Source organism: Tissierella creatinophila DSM 6911 (assembly GCF_001940565.1).
Lineage (GTDB): Bacteria > Bacillota > Clostridia > Tissierellales > Tissierellaceae > Tissierella_A > Tissierella_A creatinophila.
In genome coordinates this window covers 36,563-48,032 of sequence record NZ_LTDM01000043.1, presented here as the reverse complement: position 1 = coordinate 48,032, position 11,470 = coordinate 36,563, and the positions used below count along the sequence as shown (strand labels likewise).

13 protein-coding genes are annotated in these 11,470 nt (G+C 31.3%); 11 read left to right on the top strand and 2 right to left on the bottom strand.

Annotated features, from left to right (window positions below):
* Window positions 1-45: 45 nt before the first annotated feature.
* From TICRE_RS09370 to TICRE_RS09350, 5 genes are all read left to right on the top strand, one after another.
* Window positions 46-945, top strand: a complete 900-nt coding sequence (locus TICRE_RS09370; protein WP_075727423.1) for a phosphate butyryltransferase — start codon at window positions 46-48, stop codon at window positions 943-945.
* A 26-nt stretch (window positions 946-971) separates the two neighbouring features.
* Window positions 972-2,048, top strand: coding sequence for a butyrate kinase (gene buk, locus TICRE_RS09365; RefSeq protein WP_075727421.1), 1,077 nt, complete (start codon window positions 972-974; stop codon window positions 2,046-2,048).
* 161 nt (window positions 2,049-2,209) lie between these two features.
* Window positions 2,210-3,502 (top strand): sensor histidine kinase, encoded by a 1,293-nt coding sequence (locus TICRE_RS09360; RefSeq protein ID WP_075727419.1) that lies wholly within the window; start codon window positions 2,210-2,212, stop codon window positions 3,500-3,502.
* Window positions 3,503-3,643: 141 nt separating this feature from the next.
* The gene (locus tag TICRE_RS09355) at window positions 3,644-3,787 is read left to right on the top strand and encodes a cyclic lactone autoinducer peptide (protein WP_075727417.1); all 144 of its coding nucleotides are present in this window, start codon (window positions 3,644-3,646) and stop codon (window positions 3,785-3,787) included.
* A gap of 11 nt (window positions 3,788-3,798) precedes the next feature.
* Complete coding sequence (locus TICRE_RS09350; protein ID WP_075727415.1) at window positions 3,799-4,380, top strand: accessory gene regulator ArgB-like protein; 582 nt, start codon at window positions 3,799-3,801, stop codon at window positions 4,378-4,380.
* A 53-nt stretch (window positions 4,381-4,433) separates the two neighbouring features.
* Here TICRE_RS09350 and TICRE_RS09345 read toward each other — a convergent pair whose 3' ends face one another.
* Both TICRE_RS09345 and fabZ read right to left on the bottom strand, forming a co-directional pair.
* Complete coding sequence (locus tag TICRE_RS09345; protein ID WP_075727413.1) at window positions 4,434-5,504, bottom strand: NAD(P)H-dependent flavin oxidoreductase; 1,071 nt, start codon at window positions 5,502-5,504, stop codon at window positions 4,434-4,436.
* A gap of 41 nt (window positions 5,505-5,545) precedes the next feature.
* Window positions 5,546-5,986, bottom strand: a complete 441-nt coding sequence (gene fabZ / locus TICRE_RS09340) for a 3-hydroxyacyl-ACP dehydratase FabZ (RefSeq protein ID WP_075727411.1) — start codon at window positions 5,984-5,986, stop codon at window positions 5,546-5,548.
* Window positions 5,987-6,216: 230 nt separating this feature from the next.
* Here fabZ and TICRE_RS09335 point away from each other — a divergent pair, with 230 nt between their 5' ends.
* Genes TICRE_RS09335 through fabF form a run of 6 tightly spaced genes read left to right on the top strand, consistent with a single transcriptional unit; the run spans window position 6,217 to window position 11,396 of the window.
* On the top strand, window positions 6,217-7,215 hold the full coding sequence (locus TICRE_RS09335) for a beta-ketoacyl-ACP synthase III (protein WP_075727409.1): 999 nt from the start codon (window positions 6,217-6,219) through the stop codon (window positions 7,213-7,215).
* Between the two features lies 1 nt (window position 7,216).
* Window positions 7,217-8,176: an enoyl-[acyl-carrier-protein] reductase FabK gene (fabK, locus tag TICRE_RS09330; RefSeq protein ID WP_075727407.1), complete on the top strand. Its 960-nt coding sequence runs from the start codon at window positions 7,217-7,219 to the stop codon at window positions 8,174-8,176.
* Complete coding sequence (gene fabD / locus TICRE_RS09325; RefSeq protein ID WP_075727405.1) at window positions 8,169-9,122, top strand: ACP S-malonyltransferase; 954 nt, start codon at window positions 8,169-8,171, stop codon at window positions 9,120-9,122. Before fabK ends, fabD begins: the two co-directional genes overlap by 8 nt.
* Window positions 9,123-9,866: a 3-oxoacyl-[acyl-carrier-protein] reductase gene (gene fabG / locus TICRE_RS09320; protein ID WP_075727403.1), complete on the top strand. Its 744-nt coding sequence runs from the start codon at window positions 9,123-9,125 to the stop codon at window positions 9,864-9,866. It begins immediately after the preceding gene.
* Window positions 9,867-9,912: 46 nt separating this feature from the next.
* Complete coding sequence (acpP, locus tag TICRE_RS09315) at window positions 9,913-10,143, top strand: acyl carrier protein (RefSeq protein WP_075727401.1); 231 nt, start codon at window positions 9,913-9,915, stop codon at window positions 10,141-10,143.
* A 17-nt stretch (window positions 10,144-10,160) separates the two neighbouring features.
* Complete coding sequence (gene fabF / locus TICRE_RS09310) at window positions 10,161-11,396, top strand: beta-ketoacyl-ACP synthase II (protein WP_075727399.1); 1,236 nt, start codon at window positions 10,161-10,163, stop codon at window positions 11,394-11,396.
* Window positions 11,397-11,470 lie beyond the last annotated feature (74 nt).

The window sequence follows — 11,470 nt, the reverse complement described above, 5'->3', positions numbered from 1 at the left end:
GGGTAAAAGTAAAATGTAGAGTAAAATAATAAATGAGGTGTAAATATGGTTAAACACTTTGAAGCTTTAGTGGCTCTTGCAAAGGCTCGATCTCCTAAAAAGGTCGCAGTGGCAGGGGCTGGAGATATAGATGTATTACTTTCTATTAAAATGGCATTAGATGAAAAGATTATAGATCCAATTTTAGTAGGAGATCAAGAACTAATAAAAAATATAGCTAAAGAGATTGATCTTGATTTAGAAAATGTAGAAATAATAGACCAAAAAGATAAGATACTTGCAACAAGATATGCTACTAAACTTGTAAGCACTGGAAAAGCTAATATCCTTATGAAAGGACTTATAAATACCTCTATAATTATGAAACAGGTACTTGATAAAGAAATTGGACTTAGAACTGAAAAACTTATAAGTCATATTGCAATTTTTGAGATAGCTTCCTATCATAAGATGTTTTTTTTAACTGATGCGGCTATGAATATAGCACCAAATCTTGAACAAAAGAAACAGATAATAGAAAACGCGGTAGATTTTTTGAAATATTTAAATATAAAAAATCCTAAAGTTGCCATACTAGCTGCAAAAGAAAAGATATCCAATAAAATGGAGGCGACAGTTCATGCAGGCAAGCTAGCCCAAATGAATAAAAATGGTGAAATAAAGGATTGCATTGTAGATGGTCCATTTGCTCTAGACAATGCAGTTAGTAAGAAATCAGCTAAGATAAAGGGCATTGAAAGTGAAGTAGCAGGAGATGCTGATATACTCTTAGCACCTGATATAGAAGCTGGAAATATTCTTTATAAATCTTTAACATTTTTAGGAGGTGCCCAGTCTGCGGGAATAATAATAGGAACAAAGGCACCTATTATCTTAACATCAAGAGCTGATAGTGAATTAGCTAAGCTTAATTCTATAGTACTTGCAACACTGATGGTAAACTAAAATTATAAAATATAAGGGGGAAAAAAATGATAACTATTCTTGCCATAAACCCTGGTTCAACTTCTACAAAAATAGCGGTATTTGAAGATGATAATCTCTTATTTAAAGACTCTTTAAGACATGATGTAGAAGACTTAAAAGAATTTAATAATATATGTGATCAGTATAGTTTTAGAAAAAAGTTGATTTTAGAAGATTTAGAAAAACATAATGTGAAATTAAAAAACATAGATGCAGTAGTAGGTAGAGGAGGACTATTAAGACCACTAGAAGGTGGTACCTATTTAGTAAATGAAGCAATACTTGAAGATTTAAAAAATGGAATATCAGGAGAACACGCATCTAATTTAGGAGGAATATTAGCCTATGAATTGGCAAATGAATTTAAGAAAGAGGCATTTATAGTAGATCCTGTATCGGTAGATGAACTAGAGGATATAGCTAGAATCTCCGGACTTTATGGTATAGAGAGAAGGAGCCTATTTCATGCACTAAATCAAAAAGCTGAAGCTAGAAAATATGCAAAGCTTAAAAACAAAGCTTATGAAGATTTAAATTTGATAGTAGCCCATCTAGGTGGAGGAATATCTGTAGGCGCACATAAAAATGGTAGAGTTATAGATGTATCAAACGCACTAGATGGAGAAGGGTCATTTTCGCCAGAAAGAACTGGAGGACTTCCTGTAGGAGATGTAATTGAACTATGTTTTTCAGGGAAAAAAACCCGAAAAGAAATTGAAAAGATGATAGTTGGTTTTGGAGGATTAGTTTCCTATCTCGGTACAAATGATGCTAGAGAAGTTGTTAAAATGATAAAAGCAGGGGATGAGAATGCAAGGCTTATATATAGAGCTATGGCCTACCAAGTCTCTAAAGAAATAGGTGCGTTAGCCACAGTATTAAATGGAAAAATAGATGCTATTATCCTAACAGGGGGGATATCTTATGATGAAATTTTCGTTTCATATATAAAGGAAAGAGTATCTTTTTTAGGGGAAGTAGTAGTTTTTCCTGGAGAAGATGAATTAAAAGCATTAAATGAAGGAGTATTAAGAGTTTTAAGAGGTGAAGAAAAGGTAAAAGAATATAAAAAGGGCAGTTGAGTATATTGTTTGACTTTTAAACAAGTCTACATTAACGCAAACCCCTTCTATAGCAAATGTGCTTAGGAGGGGTTAGTTAATTTTATATTGAGCTAAGAATACTTATAGATAGTTTTTATGATAAAATATAAATATATATAGAGAGTAGGAGGTGAATTAATATGACATTAAATACATATGATTTCGCATATCTCATAAGTAATATGTTTAGTACATATATAATATGTAAATTTATGGCGATATTTTTTGATAGAAGTAAAGTAAATAAAAGAATAGAATTTCTTTCTTATTCAATCTATTTTATAATAGTAAGCTTAATATATTTAACAGTAAATATTCCCATTGTAAACCTTGTAGTTAATATAATTTTATTTTTTGCACTGACATTTAACTATAAATCCTCGATGAAAAATAGAATCTTTTCCTTAATCTTTATATATCTAACTTTAATGGTAATAGAGAGCATTGTAGCGGTAATATTAGTGCATGGATATAAATCTATTTCTAGTGTAAACAGTAGAAACACTTCTATAATAGGAATGATAAGTGTAAATATAATTTCATATATATTTGTACTACTTATAGGCAATTATAATGATATGAAAAGAGGAATTAATATTCCCAATATTTATTGGATATCAATATGCTTTATTCCTTTGGGAAGCTTATATATTATTATAGCTTTTTTACAAGAATTTGACTATAATGCATACAGTATTATAGCTAGTATGCTTATATTATTTACTATAAATATATTTGTATTTCATCTATATAATGTTTTAAATAAAGTATTTGAACAGATGATTGAAAGGACAATTTTAAAAGAACAAAATAAATACTACAAAGATCAATTAGAAATCATGGATACTAACAATAAAAATGCGAAATCATTTAATCATGATTTGAGAAATCATTTATCTATCATAAGAGGATATATACAGATTGAAGAATGCCAAAAAGCATGTATGTATATAGATGAGATGATTAAAAATAACTATACAATAAAAACTATAAAAGAGTTTTCTAATTCTGGTAACATAGATATAGATAATATTTTAAACTATAAGTTATACGAAGCAAGTAAAAAAGATATTTGTGTATCGTTAGAAATTAAAATCCCGAGTGATATAAATATTTCATCTTTTGATATTGTAGTGATTCTAGGTAATTTATTAGATAATGCAATAGAAGCTACATCCAAAGTTGAAAATAATAAGAAAATAGATATTATAATAATATACGAAAAAGAAATAATATTTATCAATATAAAAAACACTTTTAACGGATCAATCCTTTATGAAAAAGGTAAGATTCTAACATCTAAAAAAGATAGAAAGAGTCATGGAATAGGGTTAAGCAATGTTAAAAGTATATTAAAAAAATATAATGGAATTATGGATATAGATTACACTGATAATGAATTTTGTATAGATATTATACTACATACTAATTAAAAACTGGATTTAATTAATAAATACATAAATTTTACAATAGAGAACATAAATTTCAAAAAAAGTTTGAATAATTAATATTTTTGTTATATAATGTCAATAATAGTATAATTTTAGTAATATAAAAAATGGGAGGTAATTTAAATGAAAAAAGTAACTTTTAAAATTAGTAAGATTGTAGCTAGTTTAGCATTGATGGTGACAGCTTTAAATGTAAATACAACTTGTCTGTTTCTACTCCACCAACCAAAACTACCAAAAGGTGCAGAAAAGCTTTATAAATATTAGTGGTGAGTAATATGATCACAAAGATGACAAGCTATCTTGTTATCAATGGGATAATAGAGGATGAAGAAAGAGAAATCTATTCTTATGGACTGCATCAAGGTTTATTGATAATAATAAATATAATGACAACGTTGTTTATTGGATTTTTATTTAAGGAGGTTTGGGAAATTATTGTATTTATGATAGCATACATTCCCTTACGTACTTATGGAGGTGGCTATCATGCTAAAACAGAATTAAGATGCTATTTTTTATCAGTATCTTTAATCATAGCCTCATTGCTATTAATTAAATTTATTCCTATTACAAAGATCTCTCTCTTAACTTTATCTAGTATCTCAGGAGTAGTAGTATACATTTTTGCACCTGTTGAAGATAAAAACAAGATTTTAAATGAGATGGAAAATAAAATATATAAAAGAAAAACAAGGATCATACTATCGGTTGAAATATTAGTGGCTTTACTATTGTATATATTGGGATTTGAAATTTTTTCGTTGATTATATCAGTTGCAATTTTCATGGTAAGCCTGATGATTATTGCTGGTAGAATAAAAAACACTAAAAAAATCGAGAATACTTTAGAATGCTAAGAAAGTAGTATGATGATTTTAATGTTTTTATAAAAAGAAGTTAAGCCTTAGGCTTAACTTCTTTTTACTTCTGCTACTAATTCTTCTATTAAACTTTTAACACTTACTATCTTTTCTAGTCTATATCCTTGTTTTCCTATAAAGATAAGACCATTGTCTATATTTCCATTTACAGAGTTTATAAGCGCTTGTGAAATACAATATTGAGTGGTTTTAGGATTACAAGGAGTAAGACAGTTATAACATTTAGTAACCTTTTCTCTTTCTAAAGCAACCTTTTTCATAAATGGGTTTATTATAGCCTGTCCTGGCATACCTACTGGACTTAAGATATAATCGATATCTTCTTTTTTGGCATTTATATAAGCATTTTTATACTCTATCGATGCATCACATTCATTAGTTGCTACAAATCTTGTACCCATTTGAACTCCACTTGCTCCAAGTTTTAAAAATCTTGCTATATCCTTGCCATCAAAGATACCACCAGCTGCTATAATAGGTATCTTTTTACCTTTTTTCTCTTCAAAAGGTTTTATAGTTTCGATTACACCTTCTATTATTTCTTCTAAATCAGGATAGCTATCTCCTTCTAATTCATCTAAAGAAAACCCTAAATGACCACCTGCATCAGGTCCTTCTACAATCATTAAATCTGGAAGATATTCATACCTTCTCATCCAAAGTTTAGTTATTACAGCGGCAGCTTTTGGTGAAGAAACTATTGGAGCTATCTTTACATCAGTTCCCTCTACAAGCGCAGGCAATTCTTTTGGAAAACCAGCACCCGAAATTATTAAATCAATTCCTTCTTCTACAGCGGTAAGAACCATTTCGCTATAATTATTTATTGCTACCATTATATTGACCCCGATTATACCATTTGGACTAAGTTCTCTAGCTTTTCTGATTTCTCTTTTTAAAGCTCTGATATTAGCTTTATTAGTATTTTTATCAAAATCATCTTCTTTAAAACCTATTTGAACGGCAGATATAATACCTATACCGCCCTCATTTGCAACTGCTGAAGCTAAGCTTGATAAAGACACCCCTACGCCCATTCCGCCTTGTATAATAGGTACACTTGCTTGTTTACTACCAATACTTAAAGTAGGTAGATTCATTAGACCATCACCTTTCTAAAATCATAATTTCTTATAAGAACTTATTCTTTATCAGAAATTGCAAACATAAACTCACCTTCACCTGCTATTTCATCTTCTACATAAGCCTTTCCATACCCAATCCCTATAGATCTTCTTAATTTTGTTATTTCAACTTCAATTCTTAAACTATCTCCAGGAACTACTTTTTTCTTAAATCTAAACTTATTTATACCTGCAAAATAAGGGACTTTACCCTTAAAATCTTTATGAGAAAGAAGTATAACAGCTCCAACTTGAGCCATAGTTTCAACTATTAAAACTCCTGGCATAACAGGTGCTCCTGGGTAATGGCCTTGAAAATGGGATTCATTTATAGTTACATTTTTATATCCAATTCCCTTAACACCATCTTCTAATATTTCTACTTTATCTACAAATAAAAAAGGATATCTATGTGGTATAGTTTCCATTATTTCTTTAATCTCTAATACTCTTTTCATGATTTCACCTCTCTTTATGGTTTTAACATCATTATAAAAATTATAAGATTGATTATTTTATAATAATAATATATACTAATTTTAAGTTTTATATTATTATTCTCATAATATTAATGATAATTGAAAATAGTCTTTTTTGCAAATTAAATATAAAATAAATTTGTTTTAATATTTTTCTTATATAGTGTATAATATATAAGGAAAGTTTATAAAAAGCAGGAGGTGAAAATTTGGTTGAGTTTGGAGTAGGAATTACTGGAGTAGGTAGTTTTGTTCCAGAAAAAATAATGACAAATAGTGATTTAGAAAAGATAGTAGATACTTCTAATGAGTGGATAATAGATAGAACTGGTATAGAAGAAAGAAGAATTGCAGAAGAAAATATCGCTACATCTGATATAGCAGCTATTGCAGCACAAAGAGCTATGGAAGATGCGAAAGTTTTACCTGAAGAAATAGATCTTATATTAGTTGCTACAATTAGTCCAGATTATATCTTCCCATCAACAGCATGTATGGTTCAAAAACATATAGGAGCTACAAACGCAGCAGCATTTGATATAAATGCTGGATGCACAGGATTTATATATGCACTTACTACAGCTAAAGGTTTTGTTAAAAGTGGTATTTATAAAAAAGTATTGGTTATAGGAGCAGAGACACTCTCTAAAATAGTAAACTGGAAAGATAGAAATACTTGTGTTTTATTTGGAGACGGGGCAGGGGCCTGTATAGTAGAGCCTTGTGAAGATGGATTTGGAATGCTTGCTGAAGACCTAGGTTCAGATGGATCAAAAGGTGACGTACTAATAGTACCAGCTGGAGGTTCTAAAAAACCTACTAGTTTAGAAACAGTAGAAGAAGGATTAAACTTTATAAAAATGGATGGAAGAGAAGTATTTAAATTTGCTGTTAGAATAATGGAAAAGGCATCCAATGATGTTTTAAAAAAAGCAGGTTTAACTTCAAAAGATATAGACCTTCTTGTTCCACATCAGGCAAATATTAGAATAATAGATGCTGCACTTAAAAAACTAGATTTAGAGAAAGAAAAGGTGTTTGTAAACTTAGAAAAGTATGGAAATACATCTGCAGCTTCTATTCCGGTAGCATTAGATGAAGCATTAGACCAAAAAAGAATCAGAAAAGGGGATAATCTATTATTAGTAGCCTTTGGTGCGGGCCTTACATGGGGTGGGGTTGTATTAAAATGGAATAAGGAGGAATAAGATGTTTGAAACGAAGATTACACGATTACTTGGGATAAAATATCCAATATTTCAAGGAGGTATGGCTTGGGTAGCTACACATACACTTGCAGCAGCTGTATCAAATGCAGGTGGACTTGGAATTATAGCAAGTGGAAGTCTTCCAGGGGAAATTATAAGAGAAGAAATAAGACAAGTAAAAAAACTTACCAATAAGCCATATGGAGTAAATATAATGCTTATGAGTCCATATGCTGAGGATATTGTAGATATAGTCTGTGAAGAAGGAGTTCCTGTAGTAACTACAGGTGCGGGAAATCCAGGAAAATACATCGAGAAATTAAGAGCACACAATGTAAAAATCATACCTGTAGTACCTACTGTATCTTTAGCGAGGAGATTAGAGCGACAAGGCGTAGACGCAATAATTGTAGAGGGAACAGAAGCTGGAGGGCATATTGGTGAAATAACTACTATGGCACTTGTTCCTCAAGTAGTAGATGCAGTTAGCATACCAGTTATATCAGCTGGAGGAATAGCAGATGGTAGAGGATTTATAGCAGCCTTAGCCCTTGGCGCAGAAGGAGTACAACTTGGAACTAGATTTGTATGTTCCCTAGAGGCAGATGTTCATCAAAACTTTAAAGAGGAAATTATAAAAGCAGGAGATAGAGACGCTTTAGTAACTGGGAGAAGTACTGGGCATCCTATCAGAGTACTAAAAAATAAATTTGCAAAAGAATATTTAGAACTTGAAAAAAATGGTAGCTCTCTAGAAGAACTTGGAAAGTGGAGCGTAGGAAGATTAAAACTTAGTGTTCAAAAGGGAGATGTAGAAAAGGGTTCTCTTATGGCAGGTCAAATTTCAGGACTTGTAGATGAAATAAAACCATGTGAAGATATAATAGCTGATATTGTAAGTATGGGCTCTGAAACTCTTAAGAGATTATCACTTTTAAATGAGGTGGCGGGGGATGAGTAAAGTAGCACTTTTGTTTCCCGGTCAAGGAAGCCAATATGTCGGAATGGGAAAAGATTTTTTCGATGAGTACCAAGTATCAAAAGAAGTTTTTGTAGAAGCAGATAGAGTTTTAAATATGGATTTAAGTAGAATCATTTTTTTTAGTGATGAAGAAGAACTACAAAAAACCGAAAATACTCAACCGGCTATCCTTACTACTAGTATTTCAATTTTAAGGGCTTTAGAAAAAGAAGGTATAGATTATGAATATGCTTTAGGACTTAGTCTAGGAGAGTATTCAGCTCTAGTAGCAGGTGGTGTCTTTGACTTTAAAGATGCAGTAAATATAGTAAGAGAAAGAGGAAAGTTTATGGAAATGGCTGTTCCATCTAATAAAGGTGGTATGGCAGCTATTTTAGGTCTAAATACAGAAAAAATAGATATACTAATAGAGACTTGTAAAAGTGAAGGTGTTTTATCAGTAGCAAACTATAATTGCCCAGGTCAAATAGTATTAACAGGGGAAATAGAGGCAATTGAAAAAGCTATAATAGAGGCAAAAAATTTGGGAGCAAAAAAAGCTATACGATTAAATGTAAGCGGACCCTTTCACTCTAGTATGTTAGAGACCGCGGGAGAAAATTTACAAAAAGAACTTTTAAAATATAATATAAATGATCCTCAAAAGAAAATAGTTTCTAATGTGGATGCTAAAATTATAGAAGGTAGAGATGAAATAATTAAAAAACTGGTAAAACAGGTGAGTAACTCGGTATTATTCCAGCAATCAATTGAACTCTTAATAGAAAAAGGAGTAGATACATTTATAGAAGTAGGGCCTAATAAAAGTTTGACAAGCTTTATAAAAAGAACTGCGAAAGCTTCAAACGTTGAACTAAAAACTTTTAATATACAAGATATCGACTCTTTTAAAGAAACAATAAATAGTTTAAAGGGAGGCGAGTAGATGAACTTAAAGGGGAAAATAGCATTAGTAACAGGTGCAAGTCGTGGTATTGGAAAAGAGATAGCATTAAAACTTTCTGAGGAAGGTGCAGATATAGCATTTTTCTATAGTAGTAATGATGAAAAGGCAAAGACAACTATAAAAGAATTAGAACAAAATGGGGTCAAAGCTATTGGTTTAAAAGTAGATGTATCCGTTGAGTCAGAAGTGGTAGAAGCAGTAGCAAAGGTAGAAAAAGAATTTGGAACTATAGATATCCTAGTAAATAATGCAGGCATAACTCGTGATAATCTGCTTATAAGAATGAGTGAAAAGGACTGGGATGATGTAATGGATATAAATCTTAAAGGTACATTTTTAACTACTAAAGCAGTGGTTAGAAAGATGATGAAAAAAAGATATGGAAAGATCATAAATATATCATCTATTGTAGGAGTTAGTGGAAATGTAGGTCAAGGAAATTATTCGGCTTCAAAAGCTGGTATAATTGGATTTACAAAATCTATGGCGCAAGAGATGGCATCACGTGGTATAAGAGTAAATGCTATAGCACCAGGATTTATAGAAACAGATATGACAGATGTATTGAAGGAAGAAGTAAAGATGGAAATGCTTAAAAACATACCACTAAAACATTTAGGAAAGCCAGAAGACATTGCTAACTTGACAGTATTTTTAGCAAGTAGTAAATCTGACTATATTACAGGGCAAGTTATAAATATAAATGGTGGCATGGGAATGTAAGTGAGCAATAAAAATTAAAATAAAGAAATCTAGGAGGAATATAAAAATGGTATTTGAAAAAGTAAAAGAGGTAGTAGGAGAACAATTGGGTGCAGATGTAGAGGAAATGACTATGGAGACTTCTTTAATGAAAGACTTAGATGCGGATTCACTAGATGCTGTTGAGATAATAATGGCACTTGAAGATGAATTTGACGTAGAAATTCCAGATGAAGATGCTGAAAGCTTTAAAAACATTGGAAATATTGTAGAGTATATAGAAGGGAAAATCTCTTAATTCCTAAGGAGGATATCATGAGAAGAATAGTAATAACCGGACTTGGATGTGTAACTCCTATAGGTACTGGTAAAGATAAATTTTGGGAAGCTATAAAGGCTGGAAAGTCTGGAGTAGGACCCATTACTAGGTTTGATACAACAGATTTTACATGTAAGATTGCAGCGGAAGTAAAGGATTTTAATCCAGAAGATTATTTAGATAAAAAAGAAGCAAAGCGTATGGATAGATTTACTCAATACGCAGTTGTAGCTGCAAGAGGTGCAATAGAAGATGGAAATATAAATTTAGATAAATTAAATAGAGACAATATAGGTGTAATATTAGGTACTGGTATAGGAGGATTAGAAACTTTTGAAGCAGAACATAAAAAGCTTCTTGAAAGAGGGCCTAAGAGAGTAAGCCCTCTTTTAATTCCCATGATGATAACTAATATGGGGGCAGCTCAGGTTTCTATGGATTTGGGACTTAAAGGTTCTACAATGACTATAACAACTGCATGTGCATCAGCAACTCATGCTATAGGTGAATCATTTAGAATGATAGAAAAAGGAATCATGGATATGGTTGTAACAGGGGGTACAGAAGCTTCTATAACTCCTGTTGGACTAGCAGGGTTTTGTTCTATGAAGGCCTTATCTACTAATAATGATAATCCCCAAAAAGCTTCTAGACCTTTTGATAAAGAAAGAGATGGATTTATTATGGGAGAAGGAGCAGGCATAATAGTTCTTGAAGAATTAGAACATGCTCTTAAAAGAGGTGCGACCATTTATGGTGAAATAGTAGGATATGGTTCTACTTCAGATGCATACCATATAACTCAGCCTGACCCAGAAGCCATGGGAGGTACTAACGCTATGCGTCTTGCTCTAGAAGAGGGAAATGTAGACTATAGGGACGTAGGATATATAAATGCACATGGAACAAGCACATATTTTAATGATAAATTAGAAACAATTGCGATAAAAAACTTATTTAAAGAACATGCAAAAGATATAAATATAAGTTCAACTAAATCAATGACAGGACATCTCTTAGGAGCAGCTGGTGGGGTAGAGGCTATAGTTACAACTTTAGCTCTAAAGGAAGGTATAATACCTCCAACTACAAACTACGATCACCCGGATGAAGAATGTGATTTAAATTATACACCTAATAAAATGGTAGAGAGAAATATAAAATACGCTCTATCAAACTCATTAGGTTTTGGTGGACATAATGCATCATTATTATTTAAAAAATATGAATAAAAGATAAAAAATGTCCTACTTGCAATCAGTCTAAGATGGGATTTCAAGAATTAAAGCAAACCATTCTAATTGAA

Excerpts from the sequence above, each read along its gene's own strand:
- TICRE_RS09370 (WP_075727423.1), top strand. The coding sequence starts at position 46 with ATGGTTAAACACTTTGAAGCTTTAGTGGCTCTTGCAAAGGCTCGATCT.
- buk (WP_075727421.1), top strand. The coding sequence starts at position 972 with ATGATAACTATTCTTGCCATAAACCCTGGTTCAACTTCTACAAAAATA.
- TICRE_RS09360 (WP_075727419.1), top strand. The coding sequence starts at position 2,210 with ATGACATTAAATACATATGATTTCGCATATCTCATAAGTAATATGTTT.
- TICRE_RS09355 (WP_075727417.1), top strand. The coding sequence starts at position 3,644 with ATGAAAAAAGTAACTTTTAAAATTAGTAAGATTGTAGCTAGTTTAGCA.
- TICRE_RS09350 (WP_075727415.1), top strand. The coding sequence starts at position 3,799 with ATGATCACAAAGATGACAAGCTATCTTGTTATCAATGGGATAATAGAG.
- TICRE_RS09345 (WP_075727413.1), bottom strand. The coding sequence starts at position 5,504 with ATGAATCTACCTACTTTAAGTATTGGTAGTAAACAAGCAAGTGTACCT.
- fabZ (WP_075727411.1), bottom strand. The coding sequence starts at position 5,986 with ATGAAAAGAGTATTAGAGATTAAAGAAATAATGGAAACTATACCACAT.
- fabK (WP_075727407.1), top strand. The coding sequence starts at position 7,217 with ATGTTTGAAACGAAGATTACACGATTACTTGGGATAAAATATCCAATA.
- fabD (WP_075727405.1), top strand. The coding sequence starts at position 8,169 with ATGAGTAAAGTAGCACTTTTGTTTCCCGGTCAAGGAAGCCAATATGTC.
- fabG (WP_075727403.1), top strand. The coding sequence starts at position 9,123 with ATGAACTTAAAGGGGAAAATAGCATTAGTAACAGGTGCAAGTCGTGGT.
- acpP (WP_075727401.1), top strand. The coding sequence starts at position 9,913 with ATGGTATTTGAAAAAGTAAAAGAGGTAGTAGGAGAACAATTGGGTGCA.
- fabF (WP_075727399.1), top strand. The coding sequence starts at position 10,161 with ATGAGAAGAATAGTAATAACCGGACTTGGATGTGTAACTCCTATAGGT.